We start from the raw sequence: 18875 nt of genomic DNA, 5'->3' as shown, positions 1-18875 counted from the left end.
TAACGAAAGCCACATAGAAAAAACGAAAATGTGTCGAATTTAGGAAAAATCAACATAAAACAACAAAATCAAAGGATGTAATGTGGATTTAGCTTGATTTAACCGGTTACATGTCTTATGATGTTGTTGTAAGTAATTTGAAACAAAGAAAAATCATCATCGTATAGAATGAAATTCATGATGATAATTTTGAAAAAAATGAGCAGAGTTTGATTCCTGTGATGCTGTTAGACCGAAAAACGCGCCGAACCCTGTTCATGCCAACTAGAATTATAGGGAAGAGGTGCTGGAGGGGAAAGACAACATTCGTGATGATTCCGGGAATCACTCTATCATGTAAATGTTTGAAGAGACAGAAAATATTAATCGTATTATTTCATGATGTGGGATTTTGTCTGATTTTTAGGGATGGTATTTATAAAACCAACTAAACAAACAGGAGAAGCCAAATGATTAGAAAAGCAAGTATCATGTATGTCAATCAAGACTGTTATTTAGAATATAAACGACGCCACGATGAAATTTGGCCGGAGATGGCTGCGGAATTGAAGGTGCATGGAGCCCGCAATTATTCTATTTTCCTAGATCGAGAGTCTGGCAGATTATTTGCTTACTTGGAAATAGAAAGTGAAGAAAAGTGGGAGAACATGTCCAAGACCGCGGTTTGCCAAAAGTGGTGGGCTTATATGGAGCCATTAATGAAAACGGAACCAGACAATCGTCCGGTGACGGTCGATTTAGAGGAAGTTTTTTTTCTGGCCTAGTACAAACTCTTCCATAGGCATGCATTTCGGACCCAAGAGATGCTGCATGATATGGCGGGAGCTATTTTTTCAATCAGGAGGTAGAGAATGTATGATTCAACAACAGCAGCCTGTCAAAAGAGAAGAAGTTTTGAACCAAATTGATGTTTTAATGGATAATCTTACAAAAATAAAAGACGATACCGGAGAATTTTTATTAAATTTTGACGGTCTTGTGGTCGATGATAAAAGCTGGCATGTTTGGAATTGGCCGCAGGGTGTCGCGTTATATGGCATCTATAAATATTGGCGATTGACCAAAAATGAAAAGGCTTTAAAGATCGTCCATGACTGGTTTGAGGCGAGACTGAAAGAGGGAGTTCCGCCTAAAAACGTCAATACGATGGCGCCGCTGTTAACGTTAGCATTGATTTATGAAGATACGAAGGATCAAAAGTACGTTCCATACCTGGAGACGTGGGCTGAATGGGTTATGTATGATATGCCGCGGACAGAAGAAAACGGATTGCAGCATATGACGTACGGACCGGAAAACAAAAATCAGCTTTGGGATGACACCCTGATGATGACGGTGCTGCCATTGGCTAAAATTGGCAAGCTCCTCCATCGGAAGGAATATATCGAAGAGGCTAAAAGGCAATATTTAATCCACATCAAATATCTGGCTGATCGAAAAACAGGCCTTTGGTTCCATGGCTGGACATTTGAAGAAAATCACAATTATGCACAGGCCCTTTGGGGAAGGGGAAATTGCTGGATTACCATCGCCATTCCCGAAATTATCGAAATTTTGGAACTGGAAAAGGGAGATTTCTTACGGGAATTCCTTATTGGAACGTTAAACCGCCAGATTGAAGCATTGGCTCATCTCCAAGATGAAAGCGGTTTATGGCATACGCTATTAGACGACCCGTCCTCTTATCTGGAAGCGTCTGCTACTGCCGGATTTGCTTACGGAATTTTGAAATCGGTTCATAAACGATATATCGGGCAAGAGTATGAAGCCGTTGCCAATAAAGCCATTGCCGCTATTTTAAATGAGATTGGCGAGGATGGCGCTCTGCAAAAAGTGTCCGTTGGTACCGGAATGGGCGACAGTTTGGAATTTTATAAACAGATCCGCATCACCACGATGCCATATGGACAGTCCCTAGCAATCTTGGCATTAGCAGAATTTCTAAATTCCTATATTTAAAGATTCAAGGTTTACTATTTTGCAACAATATGGAGGAGAACAAAATGGTGAGAAAACCAAAATTCATTAATTATTTGTCGTATGGTTTGGGTGATTTCTTAGGGGCTGGTGCATTTGCCTTAACAGCCGCCTGGCTGCTTTTCTTCTTGACCACTTTTTGTGGACTGACCGCCGTTGAAGCGGGTTCCATTTTCGCCATCGCCAGAATTGTCGATGCAGTTGCCGCGCCGACAATGGGGTATATTACCGATAACTTTCATAAAACCAAATTGGGCCGCCGGTTTGGAAGACGGAAATTCTTTATTTTAGCGGCGATTCCGCTGGTGCTTGTCTATACGGCCATTTGGATTTCCGGATTTGGCTTCTGGTATTATTTGTTAACCTATATTGCGTTTGAAATCGTGTATTCGATGATTTTGATTCCTTATGATACGCTTGCTGCTGAAATGAGCAACGATTATAAAATCCGTTCGAAATTTACCGGTGCCCGGATGTTTATTGCTCAGGCTTCCGCTGTATTCGCAGCTTATATTCCAGGCCGTCTTGTCCAAGCACTAGGCAAAGATGATCCGATGACCTTCTTGTACTCCGGGATGATTTTCACTGCCATCATAATGGTGGTATTGGTCCTGCTTTACAAAAACACGTGGGAACGTCCATTTGATGAAATCCCTGAAGACAAGGTGATCAGCAGCAGAACCTTTGTGCAAAATGTCCAAAAGATTTATCTTGATCTGTTCTCGACACTGCGGGTCAAAACCTTCCGCCATCATCTTGGCATGTATTTAGGCGGCTATTTAAGCCAGGACGTATTCAATGCGGTATTTACATATTTTGTCGTTTTTGCTCTGATGCAAAGTGCCGTTTTGGCTTCTAACTTATTAACCATTATGTATGTTTTACAAATCGTTGGTGTAGGGATTGCGCTTACGATTACGCTTAAGATGAATCCTGCCCCGGCTTTCCGGACAGCTACTTTATTCTTTATCGCAGGAATTGTTGGATTCACCGTATTAAAATTAACGGGAACACTCAGTAATACGGCTTTATTGTTTGTGATGATCGGCATTTGCGGTTTGGGCCGCGGCGGCTTGAACTATATTCCTTGGAACAACTACGCGTTTATTCCGGATGTGGACGAAGCATTAACGGGTCAACGGCGCGAGGGTGTGTTTGCTGGAGTCATGAGTTTGATCCGAAAAGGAAGCCAGGCATTAGCCGTATTCTTGGTGAGTGTTGGCTTGCAGGAAGCAGGCTTTGTATCTGGACAGAATTCCCAGCCGGATTCCGCCATCACAATGATTGTGTCGATCCTATTGTTCGGTACGCTGTTCTTCTTAGTCGGCGGTTTAATCATTTCCTACCGCTACAAATTAACCAAAGAAAACCATGTTGTGTTACTAAATGAAATCCAGCGCTTGAAAAACGGCGGCTCTAAAGCCAAAGCTACACCAGAAGCCCGTCAAGTATTTGAACAACTGACTGGCTGGGAGTACGAAAAAACCTGGGGCAACAACACAGTCGGTTACGAAAACTACATTAACTTCAAAGAAAAGCAAAACCAAGAAGGAAAACCAAAAGCGATGTAACTACCATGAGGGCGGCGGTTCTTGTGTTCCTATCATGAGATCCGTCCCCGTAACAATGAAGGAGGAAGCTAAACATGAACTTAAATGATTTCTCATTAGATATATTCTCACTAGCCGGAAAGGTTGCGATTGTGACGGGCGGAAATACAGGGTTGGGTCAAGGTTATGCAGCGGCTTTGGCTAAAGCTGGTGCCGACCTGTTTGTGGTCACGTATGATACAAACTGGGATGAAACAAGAGAGTTGATTGAGAGGGAAGGCCGGCGTGTGGAATTTTTTCAAGCGGATTTAACGAAGCGCGAAATAATTAAACAGGTTGTCGGAGCCTGCTTAGAGGCATTTGGCCGAATTGACATTCTGGTCAACAATGCTGGCACTATCCGCCGTGCGCCGCTGCTTGAGTACAAGGCTGAAGATTGGGATGCGGTCATGGATATCAATCTGAATTCCGTATACTTCTTAAGTCAAGAGACTGCTAAAGTCATGGTGGAGCAAAAGAGCGGAAAAATTATTAACATTGCATCGATGCTTTCGTTCCAGGGAGGGAAATTTGTTCCTTCTTATACAGCAAGCAAGCATGCGGTAGCAGGCATCACCAGAGCCTTTGCCAATGAGCTGGCGCAATCTGGCGTGCAAATTAATGCGATTGCACCGGGATATGTGGAAACGGCCAATACCGCGCCGATTCGCCAAGATGAAGAGCGCAAGGAGGAGATTACAGCCCGTATTCCTGCAGGACGCTGGGCCACACCTGCCGACTTAATGGGCGTTATCGTTTTCTTGGCCAGCAGCGCATCAGACTATATGAACGGCCATATCCTGGCAGTCGATGGAGGATGGCTTGCACGATAATATCGTGAGGTGAAGCAGGTGGGCGGTTCTCCTGCTTCATTTTTTTGCAGCACGATAACCGTCCCCATGGCATTATTTTAGGATCGGAGCAATCACGTCAATTCGGTTAGTCCAGATGCCGCCATGATAATTTTGAGGGAGCCGCTGTAAATCCTGCTTCGTATCAAAGCCTTCCGACCAGCCCCCATCACCTGCGACGAGGATCACACGGGTATTCACGCTATCCATCCGGTTTAAAAACTTGTTCGGGAACCCCCACAAAAGGTTTGCGTATTTTTCCGGAACATGCAATTGCGTATCCTTGCATGCGGATGGGATCATCCCTGTCCAGCCAATCCCGATATATGGAAGCAAACAGCTCTTGAGCGCCGCCATCGACATGACTCGAATGCCAGGCAATTGTTCCTTCAATGCACTGATCGGTTTGTCGTCCCCATAAACGGTCAACTGTTCCAGCCGTTTCTTGGGGAGCTTGGACAGAAAGTCAGCTAATTGGGTTCCTTCTGCCGAGTCGGCACTCTTGATATGAATCAGGAAGGACTTGTCCGGAAGCTGCGACAAGACTTCATCGAGCGAAGGCATCAGCCCGATTCCTTTGCCCCGGAAGGGATAGGTTTTTCCGTGATCAGCCGTATAGCCATAACCAATATCCAATTTTTTAAGTTCAGCCATGGTATAGTCTTGGACCATGCCCCTTGCTTCTGTCCGGCAATCCAAGGTCCAGTCATGGAAAACGGCGAATTGCCCATCCTTCGTCGGCTTGATGTCCAGTTCGACCATATCGGCCCCAGCTTGAAAGGCGGCTTCCATGGAGGGGATGGTGTTCTCCAAATAGGGATGTTCGGGTTCATAAATGATTTCGGCGGTACAGGTATCGTTTTCGATTTCCTCCATTGGGAATGTCTGTGCCATTCCCCGATGTGCCAATAAGAAAGGGGGCTCATTTCTGGATTTCGTCAGCCGTGAACTGTTGTTTAGATAGAGGAAGGCTGCCAAAATCAACAAAAGGATGAACAAACGTTTGATCAATCGTTTGAACTTTTTCATCGATCCTCCACCTTTACTGTTTTCCTTAATTTAACATAGAAAAAGGATCCTTTAAATAACTGGAATTGATTAACCTAAAGGAGAAATTATTTTTACAAATAAAATAAGCCAACATAGACCATTTTTGAATAAAATTTGTCTATATTGGCTTCCATATCTATCATCAGGATTTGATTAGGTGTACGCACACCAGCATCAAGAAGGAAATACCGATCATGCTCGCTACCCATAGCCAGGCTAATTCCATATTTCCTGAATCAAGTGCCACATAAATGGCTGTTGGAATTGTTTGCGTTTTTCCAGGGATGTTGCCGGCAAACATTAAAGTAGCGCCAAATTCCCCTAAAGCCCTTGCGAAACTCAAGATTGCTCCCGAAAGGATCGCTTTACATGCAAGGGGGATGGAAATAAACAGAAATATGGTGAACTCATTTGCCCCGTCTACTCGGGCGGCATGGATAATCTCCTTATCAATGGCCTCAAACCCTGTCTTGGCCGATTGATACATGAGCGGGAAAGCTACCACTGCAGCGGCAATCACAGCAGCCCACCACGTAAACATAACAGGCTGCCTAAATAATTCTTCGATTATTTGTCCAATCGGACTATTCCTGCCGAAAATAACAATTAACAAAAACCCGACCACAGAAGGCGGCAGGACTAACGGCAATAGAAACACCGTTTCAATGAAGGCGATCCCTTTGAATTTTTTATGAGCCATCAGATTCCCTAAAAACAACCCAGCAACGACGACCAATAGACCGGAAACAAAGGCGACCTCAACGGATAGCTTGACGGGTGACCAAAAATCAGCAGCCATGGTTCTTTAGTTCAGCCCGCTAAAGCCAAATTTTTCAAAAGTCTTCATCGATGCATCGTTTTGCAGGTAGTCGTAGAATAATTGGGCTTCTTTAGGGTGGGAACTATTCTTGATCACACCCAAAGGATAAATGATCGGATCGTGGGAAGTCTCATCGGCTGTAGCGGCAATCTTAACCTTTTGAGAAATCAAGGCATCCGTTTTATAGACAATGCCTGCGTCCACATTGTTCGTCTCTACATATGTAAGCACCTGGCGGACATCCTTGGCATAGACCACTTTTCCTTCAACGGCATTCCAAACATGCATTTTCTCCAGTGCTTGCTTCGCATATTGGCCAGCCGGTACGGCTTCTGGGGTGCCAATGGAGATTTGATCCGCTTTGGCAAGGTCTTCAAAGGATTGGATCCCTTTATTGGAATCCTTCGGCACCACCAATACTAGATCATTGCCCACTAAATCGATTCCTTGTGTCTTATCGATGAGGCCATCCTGCACCAATTGATCAAATTTGTCCTCTGCTGCAGAAAAGAACAGATCGGCAGGCGCCCCTTGAGAAATCTGCTGCTGCAGGGCACCGGAAGCCCCAAAGTTATAGTTGATTTTTACATTAGGATGTTCTTTCTCAAAGCTTCCTTTAATCTCATTTAAGGCATCTTGTAAACTGGCAGCTGCCGAAACGGTCAGCTCCACCTGCTTTTCAGCCGCTTCTTGTTTCTGGCTGTCAGGCTTTTTTGCTGGTTCATTGGATGAACAGCCAGCCGCTGTTAGTAAAAGCAGGATCATAGTGAGAATGAATAGATTTTTTTTGTTCATGAGTCCTCTACCTTTCAAATTAGTTATAACTAGATATATTTAATTATAATTATTTATAACTTAAATGGATATAAGAAAAATCACTTTTGTCATTTTATATACTTTTTACCTGGCAGTTCGTTAAAATAGAGGATGGAGGGATATAAATGCCAAATGAGCTTTCCTATACGATTGAAGAGGTATCGCAGCTATTAAAGGTATCGAAATTAACTCTGTATGACCTAGTGAAAAAAGGAGAAATCCCTGTATTCCGTGTAGGAAGACAGATGAGGATCGACGCCAAAGACTTGGACGTTTTTATCCATAAACATAAAACCAATCAAAATACAGCCTTTCCAACCGCTGCTGCCGCTCCTCAAAGGAAACCAAAGGACAGCCAGCAGATTGTCATTAGCGGGCAAGACCTAGTGTTAGACATTCTGGGCAAACACATTGAGAAAAATTCAGCCTATAAAGCATTAAGGTCGTTTACAGGAAGTTTAAACAGTCTCATCTCGATGTACCATGGAGAGGGCGATATTGTCAGCCTGCATTTGTTTGACGGGGATACCGGCCAGTACAATCTGCCGTATATAAAGAAAATTTTAGTGGGATACCCGTATATTTTACTCCATCTCCTTTCAAGAAAGGCCGGTTTTTATGTTCAAAAAGGGAACCCTTTAAATCTCACCTCCTGGGCGGATTTAAAACGGGATGATGTGACAATCGTTAATCGCGAGAAAGGGTCAGGGGCACGGATTCTTCTGGATGAACAGCTCCGAATCAATGAGATTCCTTCAAGGAGCATTAAGGGGTATGATCACGAAGAGACAAACCATTTAAGTGTTGCTTCTGCCGTTTCCACGGGCATCGTGGATGCCGGTGTGGGAATTGAAAAAGCGGCGAAAATAGTGGGAATTGATTTTGTGCCATTAATGACGGAACAGTATGACTTGGTGATTTTAAAAACCCCTAAGACGGAACGGCTGATTCACACGGTGCAGGACGTTTTATCCTCTGAACAGTTTCAGTCGGAGGTCAACTCCTTGGGGGATTATGATACATCCCAGATAGGGAAAATTCTGTATGAAACCTATTAAAAAGCAGGCTGTTGAATATTCAATAGCCTGCCTTTTTATCGACAGTCAATTTTTCAGCTAAAGTTATTGGCATCAATGGAGCAATGAGGCCCTTAAAGTTGTCACGCCATTTTCCAAATAGGCCTTTAAGCAGGATAACATATAGACCCAGCCTTCCTTTTGACCAATCAGTTTATCGGCCAGTTCAGGGTCTTCCTCTTTAAAACCGGATTCCTTCACTTCAATGATGGTACTGCCGTTATCGGATTCCATTAGGGTAATGGCCACAATCGTTTCCTCTCCCCAGGAAAAGACAATTCTTTCATTTCCGATTATTTCGATGACCTTGATATCGCCCTCTGCCTGGTATTCATCATATCTTAAGGTAATCTGCTTGCCCTGGGCCCATCTTTCCGAACTGGACGAAAACCAATAATTCCCGATCTTTTCAGGATCTACGATCGCCTCAAACACTTCATGGGCGGATTTCAAGATTTTTAACTTCGTGGTGATTTGTGTCCTCATCTTCCATCGACTCCTTTTTTATATTATTGAACGGTAGTGAACTGTTTGTCTGCTTTATAGGCCTGCACCTGATTCCGGCCTGCATGTTTGGCGGAGTATAAAGCTTTATCCGCTTTATTCAACAGCTGATTGAGCGTTTCCTCGGTGTCTTTAGCTGCAGCAGCCACTCCGCAGCTAAATGTCAAAGAAATCGGTCCCTCCTCTGTCAGGAGGGGCCGGAACTCGATTGTCTCGCGCAGCTGATTGGCAAAGGCTTCACCTTCTGCCAATGTGCTCCCCCTCCAGGCAAGAACAAACTCTTCGCCGCCATAGCGGGCAAACAGCATGCCTTCCTTCATCTGCGCCTGGCAAACCTTTGCGGCATGGATCAACAATTGATCGCCCACATAATGGCCATAGGTGTCGTTCACTTTTTTAAAATAATCGATATCCATCAAAACAATTGTAAATGGCGTTGCAGCCCTTTTTGCCGCAGCATATTCTTGCTCGCATTTTTCAAAAAAGGCCCGGCGGTTAAAAATTTGGGTGAGCTCATCATAATAGGCCTGATGCTCCAATTTTACCTGCAGCCGTTTTAGCTCAGTAATATCAGTAAAAATAATTAGTCGACCTTTATTATTGCCATGCTGGAAAGAGGAAGTTCGAATCTGATAAATTTTTTTCGCATCGTCTACCGCTAATTCCAGTTCACGAGTAACGTCGAGTATAGAGGGATGTGCGCCGCCTGATAGCCGGTGCCAAACCTTTTCAAAATCCATTCCAAGCATGGATTTGTTCAAGGCTGGAAACATGCCCTTGCTCGCTTGATTAAACTCAATCAAGCGAGCAGATTCGTCCAACACCACGACACCATCGTTGATACTATTAAAAATGACATCTTTGGCAATAGGCATAATCGAAAACAACCGTGAGGAGTTAATCGACCATAAATATAAGAGCGAAGAGAGCCATAAGACGCTGGGGACTGGATCGAAGCCCGGCGGGGTCCATCCGATTAAGTAAATAAAAGCGGTGACCATGGGAACCAGCTGGCCGCACATTAACGAAACCATTTGCGGACGGTAAACCTTTGCTGTTTCTTTCCAGCGGGAAACCACTAGTAAAAAGGCGATAAACATGCAGGCGAAGGTGAAAACGCCATGGATCATATACCAGATGCCGATCTCCTGATGAACGTAAGGCGCGCCTAAGCGGGGATCTACCTCAAATACTCGATAATGCAAATGATGGAGATCATTCGTGGCAACCATGACTAGGCTGACTATGGGGATCATCAGAAGGGCAATCACTCTTCTTTTCGTTACTTTCAGGCCTAAATACTGCATGACAAACAATAGCCCAAGTGGGGGGCCAAACGGCATGCCGGCATATTGAAGGGTTGTCCAAAACTTGAGCTGGTCCAGTGTCGTCGCCATTAAGCCAAACGCCGAAGCGAAGCAATAAATGGTGATCGATGCCACATAAAGAATAAAAAAACGAGCGATATTCGTATAATGATGACGTTTCGCATATGCGTATAGGCATAAATACAAATGGAGCACGCCTGATGTACAAACGAGTGAAACATAGGCTGTCAATTGCGAATTCACGATTGGATCCCTCTTTTTGAATTAATTCTTCTTTTCAAGATTACTTTCGTTTTAGGAGAGGAGCGCTAAGTTGAATAGTAGTATTGATTGAAATCATACAGGAAATTCCAGTTCCTGTCACGCCCCAATTATAGGTAGCAGAGGCAGACCAGATGGGGGCGGTTTTTCGTTCGCATAAACCATGGGAACCGTCCCTGTGGCACCCTGTGGCACCTGATTTTAAAGTTTCCAAACCTATTTCCTGCTGTTATGATAAGGATAGATTATTTGAAGGAGAATTGAACCTTATTGCCATGATAAACTCTTTTTTTACTAGCTGGTATCCTGCTTATTTTTTGCTGACTTCTGTTGCCTTGGCGATATTGGTGATTGTGTTTCTGCCATATCGAAATAACCATATAGCAAAATATTTTATTATTCTATTGGCACTTGATTCATTTCAAGCATTCTTATCGGTTTTAGAAATTACATCAGGTCAGATGGATGCGATGATTTGGTACCGGAATCTCCAGCAAATCCCCTTGCTTGGGGGTCCTGTTGTGTTGTTTTTCTGCATTTTGGAATCCATCGGCAAACAAAAAATAATCGAAAAATACGGTTTCTACTTTTTCTTGCCAACCGTGATCGATTGGCTGCTGATTTTTACGGATCAATACCATCATTTAATGAGAACAAGCATTAATATCCTTTCCTTTTCTGATATTTCCAAGCTCTCGATTACCTCCACACATCTGAGCCAATTTTTTATTGGGTATGTCCATATTCTGATGGTGTTTGCCATGGTGCTTCTGTGCGTCAATATGAAAAAGGCTGCAAAATATGTGAGAGTCCAAAACCTATTCCTGCTTTTGGTGATCGTGTTAAGCTTGGGATATGATGTCATAATCGACATCTTGAATATCCATATCCTTAATTTTAGGGCCATCACTTATTTTCCAATCGGCATATGGATTTTAATGGTGGTTAAGCGGCATAAAATCTTTTCGATTTATCCGATCGCTAAAGACCTCATTATTGAAAATATGAAGGACGGGATGTTAGTCGTAGATAACGAATTGAAAATTGCTGATTACAATCAAGCGGCGAAACAAATTGGCAGGGTATTCTTGGATGTCGAAATCAATGAGGATCGTATGGTATCGAATAGACTAAAAGAGTTAATCGAAACCTATGAGAAAACGAATCAGAATAGCTTTGAGTATTCGTTTATGATGGAAAATCAACTCAAGGCATTTCAATTTACCATCAATCCGATAAAAAACAAAAAAGGGACCCAGCTCGGCTATTTGATTATCGCCCAAGATGTCAGTGTGCATAAACAGCTGCATCATGAATTAGAGAGAGGACAACGCGAAAGACTAGAGTTTCTCTCCAGCATTTCTCACGATATAAGAAATCCGTTGACATCCATTATTGGCTTTTCCAGGGCCATTATGGATGGAAAAATCGATAGGAGCGATAAACGATATATCCACTATATATACGATCGTTCCATTTTAATTGAAAAACTAGTAAATGACTTACTAGAGTTGACAAGGCTGGAATCCGGGTCGATCCAGTTTAAGTATGTCTCGGTGGATGTAAAGAAATTTTTTGAAAAACTGTTCCAGGATTTCCATCAGGAAATAAGCTCTGCTGGCAAATATTATACGTATGAAATAAAGGTTGATCAACTGTTCATGGATATGGACATGCTGCGGATGGAACAAGTTTTTCATAATCTAATCGGCAATGCCATGAAACACACGGATTCAGGAGATTCCATCCGGATTCTGGTGTACGTGAAAGAGAGCTGGCTAATGGTGGAGGTTTCCGATACCGGTACCGGAATCCCGGAGGAGGTACTGGGATATGTCTTTGAACGCTACTATACCAGCCATTCCACTTCCTCCAGTCATGGGCTCGGGCTGGCGATTTGTAAACAAATCATTGAAATGCATCATGGTGAAATCGGCGTCAATAGTGAAGTGGGAAAAGGAAGTACCTTTTCCCTTACATTGCCGCTCCGTAATCAAGGGGGGAACACACGTGATAAAAATATTGATGGCCGAAGATGATCCGGCCATTCAAGAATTGGTCGATATCTATTTGGATAAGCAAGTATATCAGATTTGGTTTGCGAGTGACGGTGAAGAAACGATTAAGATGTTCAACGACATCCATCCAGATTTATTATTAGTCGATATTAATATGCCAAAAAAGAATGGCATTGAAGTCTGTAAGGAAATACGTAAAACCTCCATGATCCCCGTTTTATTTTTATCAAGCCGTGATGATGAAAAGGATATTATCGAGGGATTGATGGCCGGTGCGGATGATTATATAACGAAACCCTTTAATATGAACGTTCTGTTAGCGCGAATTGAGACCAATGTCCGGTACAAATCACCAAATAAATGGGTCGAAAAGCCATTGCGATTGGGCCGGCTTGAATTAAATTTCCAAACCTTCGCGGTAAAAATGAATGGAATCAAAGTGGAGTTAAATCCGAGAGAGTTGGATTTGCTTTTTTATTTGGCTGCACACCCTAATGAAGTCATCGGAGCGGACAAATTATATGAGGAAGTGTGGAGAGCCGATAGTCTCGGGGATACACTGACCGTTGCTGTCCATATCAGTAGAATCCGAAAAAAGGTAGAAGAGGATCCAAAAAACCCAAAAATCATAAAAACCGTTAAGGGAAAAGGCTATATGTTAGCCGCAAATTAAAATCCAGTTGATGCTGGATTCTTTTTTTTTGGAAAGGCTGTTTTCGTAAAGATGGCTGTGTTTGAATACTATTTAAAAAAACGTAGTGGAATGGAGCGGAGGACACTCGACTCCCGGGCATTAGAGGAAAGGTTGAGAACAATAGGCCAAGCTGAGGAGGCTCAAATTCCTCTCCGCGCAAAAGCGAGTGTCTGGAGCGCGATGGAACAAATCATTTTTTAAAACTTAATAGATAAAAAACAACAAATGATGCGAAAACGGCCTTTGGAAAAAACCATCCCGTATGTGGCAGGTAGTGTTGAAATTTAGGGGAATTTGGAGAATTTTAAACTAGATTTAAAGTTGGCTGTCGAAAATATTCTATATACTAGGAAGGAATATAGGGATATATACCTGGTTTTTTTTAGTTATTCTAGTTCTTTTTTATTAAAAGTCATGATTTTTTTGAAAAAATAAGACTTTTATTCTAGTTTTTTATGTTTCTTACAAATATCCAACAAATAGTACGTAATAAGAGGTTTTTTCGACTTTTCCATTAAGGGGGATGGGCAAAAAATGATAGATAATAAGTTTGCCAGGGTTGCGGTGGTCACAACAATCAGTGCAGTGGGTGCAGGGACCCTCTTCGCACATGAGGCGTTTGCAGAAGGAAGTAAGGATCTTGTTATAAATGGAGGAAACCGTCCGTTTTTGGAGTGGGATGCCGGAAACTTTACAGCTGGCATCGAGCGGAAAACGGTCCTTTATGCTTATGCCAAAGCTGGAGAGACGATTATGCTTGGCTCCAGCGTGTCGGATACAAAGGATAACGGCGACATTATTATCACGATGCCGGATCAGACGGTCAGGAAGCTGGATGTAACCAAAAGTGCCGGCTACATTGACTCGGTCACCGAGGAAAAAAATGGTCCTAATTTTGGCAAAGTAACAAATGGTTACACCCCGATCAAGGTGGAGGCCGCACAGGAAGGCTGGTACCAAATTGAATTTCATCCTAGTCCAAACGGTATCGCCAATACGGATCCGATTGCAACGGCCTTTGATGCAAAATTTTTAACAAGCCAAAACCGGAAAACGATTGCTGCTTGGGATATTACGATTGCCGACCGCAGCGGCTCTGAAAAAACCGGCCGGGTTTATGCTAATTATCTTGCCCTCAATATGGGAGGGAACGAGAAAGAGCTTAATTCTAAATTATACATTCTCACCAAAGATGGCTATCAATATTTAACAGATATGAACGGCATTGATCCATTTGGGTTCATCTTCTTCTCCAATAACCGGGGCTTTATTGATAACACTGGCAAAACCCTTTATCATTCGGTTGCCTATAGCAATTCTACCGGTCAATTGGATGGGGGCAATGCTAAAATTCTTAATCCTTCCGGTCCTGATACCGAAACGGATGTGACGCACAGGATTTTCTTTAACAAGCCTAGCAGCGATCTGCCATCCGATGTTCCGATTCATGCAGAAGCGCCCCCGGTGCCAAGCGGGTTCTCGTTTAAGGCGGCTGCTGGAAGCCATATTGCCTATATCGGAGAGGGCGGCCAGTTTGAGTTTTCGATGCCCAAAAAAGCCACCTATCAGCTCATCATTGATACGAATAAGGATGGAAGCTTTGACCCGACGGCGGACCTGGTCTTAGAAAACGTGTCAAAAGCGGGTTCTAATACTGTCAGCTGGAATGGGAAAGACCAGAACGGCAACAATCTCCCTGTCGGCGACTATAAAGTCAAGCTGATGGCAAAGGGCGGAGAGTATCACTTTCCGATGCTGGATGTCGAGAACGCACCAGAAGGCATCAAAATTGAGCTGCAGAATCAGCCTTATGCCTTTCCGGCAGGACTGAAGCCTACGACGATTTATTATGACGACAGCAGGTTAACGGGGCCGGGGGCGACCAATCCTATTTCGGCTCTGAAAGGAATTGATAGTGCCACTGGAGTGCGCGGGTTTACCAACGATTTTGGAAATAACCGTGCCATTGATACCTGGACGTATTTTCCAGGCCAGGCCATTGAAACGACGCTGTCCATTGTCGACAGCAGGCTATTGGGAAAGGTTTTTGTTGATGCTAATTACAATAAGGTCAATGACTCGGAAGCTGGCATGGCTGGAGTAAAGGTGGACGTGAAGGACGCATCCGGCAATGTCCTGCAGACGGTGATCACTGATACGTCCGGGAATTATTCGGTGAACCTGAAGCCAGGCAATTATCAGATCGAAGTGGACAGGAGTTCACAGGCATTGCAAAATTATCGGCTTACGACGGCGAATAATCCATGCAGTGTAGCGATTCAGCCGGGTAATACGGCTCATTTATCCACTGGATTTTCGCTAAACCGTGTTCCAGACGCCAACAATGTGTCCGTATCGATAGTTTCGAATGAGACGGCCAGCGGAAAGTTGACAGGCACCGATCCCGATGGTGATTCGTTGACCTACAGTAAGGCAGCTTCTCCAGCGAACGGCACCGCAGTTGTCCTGCCGGATGGTTCTTGGACATACACTCCAAATCCGGGTTTTACCGGAGCAGATCACTTTACTGTGGTTGCGGATGACGGAAATGGCGGCAAGGATACCGTTACTATAACGGTTACAGTAGCTAACCGGAGACCGTCACTGACAGGACAGTCCAAGGAAACGAACCAAGGCATGCCTGTAGGGGGAACACTCGAAGGGATGGACCCGGACGGTCAGGTGCTGTCCTATTCGATTAAGGAAGGCCCAGCTGGCGGTCAAGCCGTCATTGACAGCCGTACAGGCGAATGGACCTATACCCCTTCCGGCCATTACGCCGGACAAGATGAATTCACGGTCGTTGTCACAGATCCCTATGGACTGAGTGCGGAGGCAGCAGTCCAAATTCGTGTGAATAATATTGCCCCTATTGGCCAGAACCAGACGATAAATACTGTCCAAAACGAAGCTGTCAGCGGCACTGCGGCCGCAGCCGATGCTCCAGGAGAGCCGCTTACTTTCTCCAAAGGGACAAACCCAGCCAATGGAACGGTGAGTGTTGATGAGGCCGGCCGCTGGACCTATACACCAAACGATGGTTTTGCTGGTACGGATCACTTTACGGTGGAAGTCACGGACGAACATGGGGGCAGAGGATCGCTTACCGTAACGGTTCAAGTAGCCAATATCGTTCCGATTGGAGAAGACCTTAGGAAAGTCACCCAACAAAACAAGACAATTGAAGATACCATGACTGCTGTTGATGTGAAAGGGGATGTTTTGAAGTATCGCAAAGGCACTGATCCCGAAAACGGGCAGCTTGATGTAACGGCAGCTGGCCGCTGGAGCTATAGGCCAAATGATGGCTTTGTCGGAGAAGACAGCTTTACGGTAGTTGTTGAGGATCAATATGGCGGTACGGACGAGATAACTGTTACCGTGGTGGTTCATAATCTTGCACCGGTTGGAAACGATGTGGAGAAGGAAACAGTCCAGAACAAGTCCTTGACCGGAAAAATATCGGCTGACGATGTCGACGGAGATTCATTGGAATTTTCCCTTGGAGAAAACAAGCCTTTGAACGGCAAAGTAGAGGTGGAGGAAGACGGCCGCTGGACGTATACCCCAAATGCAGGGTTTGCTGGTGAGGACAGCTTTACGGTCGTGGTCAAGGACCAGCACGGCGGCACGGATGAAGTGACGGTTAGCGTTCTTGTTAAAAACCTTAACCCAGTTGGGAATGACCTGGAAGTAGAAACCATGCAAAATGTGGCAATAGATGGCCAAGCAACCGCGAAAGATGTACCAGGAGACGGCCTGACTTTTTCACAGGGAGAAGATGGTCCAGAAAATGGGACGGTAGTAGTGAAGGAGGATGGCCGCTGGACGTATACCCCAACTCAAGGCTTTGTTGGAGAGGACAGCTTTGAAGTGGTGGTAAAGGACGGTTACAATGGCACTGACACTATCAAGGTAAGGATCACGGTCCGTAACCAGAATCCTGTGGTAGTGGCTGCGGATATATCCAAGTCAACCAATCAAAATACGCCGGCTGCAGGGAAAGTGGATGCGGCGGATCCGGACGGCGATAAGCTAACTTACGGTCTTGGGGACGGCCCAGCCCATGGGACGGTTGACGTTGACAGTGAAACAGGTGAGTGGACTTACACTCCGGATGAACACTATGTCGGCGGTGATCGGTTTACGGTTGTGGTGACAGATGCCCATGGCGGCACAGTGGAAGGCACAGTTCATATGGAGGTGCTCAATCAGGGTCCTGCAGCGGAAGGCGAGGAGCGGGCAACGTTTCAGGATGCTGCCGTTACTGGCCAAATAAAGGGTACTGACCCGGATGGGGACACGCTCCGATACAGCCTTGGAACCGTAAGCCCGGCCCATGGATCAGTAGTGATTGCCAGCGAGACAGGAAAATGGACCTATACACCTGATGATGATTTTGTCGGGACCGACGAATTTACTGTCTATGTAACGGATCCGCATGGCCTGAAGGCGGAAGCCAGAGTTGTGGTCACAGTCATAAATCATCCACCTGAAGGGCAGGATCAGGAAGGGGTGACCTTCCAAAACAGTCCTGTCAGTGGAACGGCTAGTGCAGCCGATTTAGATCATGATACTCTTACTTATGCTATAGGTACGACGGGACCTGCCAACGGCAGAGTAGAAGTGATGCAAGATGGAAGCTGGACGTATACGCCGAACGAAGGATATGTGGGTAAAGACAGCTTTACGATCGTGGTAACCGATAACCATGGCGGAACCGATACAATTACCATAACGGTGAAGGTGAAAAACCAGGCACCAGTAGGTGAAGGCCAAAGCAAGGAAACAGACCAGAATGTTCCTGTAGGCGGAAAAGTGTCCGCCACAGATGTAGCGGGAGACCATGTTACGTTTGCCAAGGGAGAAATCGGCCCGGCTCATGGAACCGTGGAAGTGTCGGAGGACGGAAGCTGGACGTATACCCCGAACGAAGGATATGTGGGTGAAGACAGCTTTACGATTGTGGTAACCGATAACCATGGCGGAACCGATACAATTACCATAACGGTGAAGGTGAAAAACCTGGCACCAGTAGGGGAAGGCCAAAGCAAGGAAACAGACCAGAATGTTCCTGTAGGAGGAAAAGTGTCCGCCACAGATGTAGCGGGAGACCATGTTACGTTTGCCAAAGGAGAAAGCGGCCCGGCTCATGGAACCGTGGAAGTGATGGAAGACGGAAGCTGGACGTATATGCCGAGCAATGGTTATGTAGGAGAAGACAGCTTTAAGATTGTGGTAACCGATAACCATGGCGGAACCGATACAATTAACGTAACGGTGAAGCTGAAAAACCTGGCACCAGTAGGTGAAGGCCAAAGCAAGGAAACAGACCAAAATGTTCCTGTAGGCGGAAAAGTATCCGCAATGGATGTGGCGGGAGACAGTGTTACGTTTGCCAAGGGAGAAAGCGGCCCAGCCCATGGAACCGTGGAAGTGTCGGAGGACGGAAGCTGGACGTATACGCCAAGCAATGGATATGTAGGCGAGGACAGCTTCATGATTGTAGTAACGGACAGCCATGGGGGAACGGACACGATCACGGTAACGGTGAAGGTGAAAAACCTGGCACCAGTAGGTGAAGGCCAAAGCAAGGAAACAGACCAGAATGTTCCTGTAGGAGGAAAAGTGTCCGCCACAGATGTAGCGGGAGACCAAGTTACGTTTACAAAAGGAGAAAGCGGCCCGGCTCATGGAACCGTGGAAGTGATGGAAGACGGAAGCTGGACGTATACGCCGAGCAAAGGATATGTAGGCGAGGACAGCTTCATGATCGTAGTAACGGACAGCCATGGAGGAACGGACACGATCATGGTAACGGTGAAGGTGAAAAACCAGGCACCAGTAGGTGAGGACCAAAGCAAGGAAACAGACCAAAATGTTCCTGTAGG

General features: G+C 45.0%; 13 protein-coding genes. 8 read left to right on the top strand and 5 right to left on the bottom strand.

Going from position 1 to position 18875, the window contains the following annotated elements; translation table 11 throughout:
- Positions 1-449: 449 nt before the first annotated feature.
- The 4 genes from rhaM (at position 450) to kduD (ending at position 4399) form a co-directional block, all read left to right on the top strand.
- Positions 450-764: an L-rhamnose mutarotase gene (rhaM, locus tag NFS43_RS22435; protein ID WP_251555143.1), complete on the top strand. Its 315-nt coding sequence runs from the start codon at positions 450-452 to the stop codon at positions 762-764.
- Between the two features lie 91 nt (positions 765-855).
- A complete protein-coding gene (gene bglB / locus NFS43_RS22430; protein ID WP_251555142.1) occupies positions 856-1959 on the top strand; it encodes a beta-galactosidase BglB in 1104 nt (367 codons plus the stop codon).
- A gap of 44 nt (positions 1960-2003) precedes the next feature.
- Complete coding sequence (locus tag NFS43_RS22425) at positions 2004-3548, top strand: MFS transporter (protein WP_251555140.1); 1545 nt, start codon at positions 2004-2006, stop codon at positions 3546-3548.
- A 74-nt stretch (positions 3549-3622) separates the two neighbouring features.
- Positions 3623-4399: a 2-dehydro-3-deoxy-D-gluconate 5-dehydrogenase KduD gene (gene kduD / locus NFS43_RS22420; RefSeq protein ID WP_251555138.1), complete on the top strand. Its 777-nt coding sequence runs from the start codon at positions 3623-3625 to the stop codon at positions 4397-4399.
- Between the two features lie 72 nt (positions 4400-4471).
- Here the strand turns inward: kduD and NFS43_RS22415 are convergent, their stop codons facing one another.
- From NFS43_RS22415 to modA, 3 genes are all read right to left on the bottom strand, one after another.
- Entirely contained in the window at positions 4472-5446 is a 975-nt protein-coding gene (locus tag NFS43_RS22415; RefSeq protein ID WP_251555136.1) for a glycerophosphodiester phosphodiesterase family protein, read from the bottom strand.
- Positions 5447-5609: 163 nt separating this feature from the next.
- Positions 5610-6266 carry a molybdate ABC transporter permease subunit gene (modB, locus tag NFS43_RS22410; protein WP_251555134.1) on the bottom strand — a complete coding sequence of 219 codons (657 nt, stop codon included), beginning with the start codon at positions 6264-6266 and terminating at the stop codon, positions 5610-5612.
- 6 nt (positions 6267-6272) lie between these two features.
- Complete coding sequence (gene modA / locus NFS43_RS22405; RefSeq protein ID WP_251555132.1) at positions 6273-7082, bottom strand: molybdate ABC transporter substrate-binding protein; 810 nt, start codon at positions 7080-7082, stop codon at positions 6273-6275.
- A 146-nt stretch (positions 7083-7228) separates the two neighbouring features.
- Between modA and NFS43_RS22400 the strand changes: the two genes are divergently transcribed.
- Complete coding sequence (locus tag NFS43_RS22400; RefSeq protein WP_251555131.1) at positions 7229-8161, top strand: substrate-binding domain-containing protein; 933 nt, start codon at positions 7229-7231, stop codon at positions 8159-8161.
- Positions 8162-8233: 72 nt separating this feature from the next.
- Here NFS43_RS22400 and NFS43_RS22395 read toward each other — a convergent pair whose 3' ends face one another.
- Both NFS43_RS22395 and NFS43_RS22390 read right to left on the bottom strand, forming a co-directional pair.
- Entirely contained in the window at positions 8234-8665 is a 432-nt protein-coding gene (locus NFS43_RS22395; protein ID WP_251555130.1) for an SRPBCC family protein, read from the bottom strand.
- Positions 8666-8688: 23 nt separating this feature from the next.
- Positions 8689-10254: a histidine kinase N-terminal 7TM domain-containing diguanylate cyclase gene (locus NFS43_RS22390; protein ID WP_251555129.1), complete on the bottom strand. Its 1566-nt coding sequence runs from the start codon at positions 10252-10254 to the stop codon at positions 8689-8691.
- A 152-nt stretch (positions 10255-10406) separates the two neighbouring features.
- Here NFS43_RS22390 and NFS43_RS22385 point away from each other — a divergent pair, with 152 nt between their 5' ends.
- The 3 genes from NFS43_RS22385 to NFS43_RS22375 form a co-directional block, all read left to right on the top strand.
- Entirely contained in the window at positions 10407-12311 is a 1905-nt protein-coding gene (locus tag NFS43_RS22385; RefSeq protein ID WP_251555128.1) for an ATP-binding protein, read from the top strand.
- Positions 12283-12963, top strand: coding sequence for a response regulator transcription factor (locus NFS43_RS22380; protein ID WP_251555127.1), 681 nt, complete (start codon positions 12283-12285; stop codon positions 12961-12963). The genes NFS43_RS22385 and NFS43_RS22380 overlap by 29 nt, the downstream gene beginning before the upstream one ends.
- A 555-nt stretch (positions 12964-13518) precedes the next feature.
- Positions 13519-18875, top strand: a 5357-nt coding sequence (locus NFS43_RS22375; RefSeq protein WP_251555126.1) for an Ig-like domain-containing protein, incomplete at its 3' end; no start/stop codon positions are given.

The organism is Neobacillus muris, from assembly GCF_943193175.1.
In the GTDB taxonomy this organism is placed as follows: Bacteria; Bacillota; Bacilli; order Bacillales; family Cytobacillaceae; genus Neobacillus; species Neobacillus muris.
Note: the sequence above shows the minus strand (reverse complement) of the source record. Positions and strands in the feature narration are given on the sequence as shown.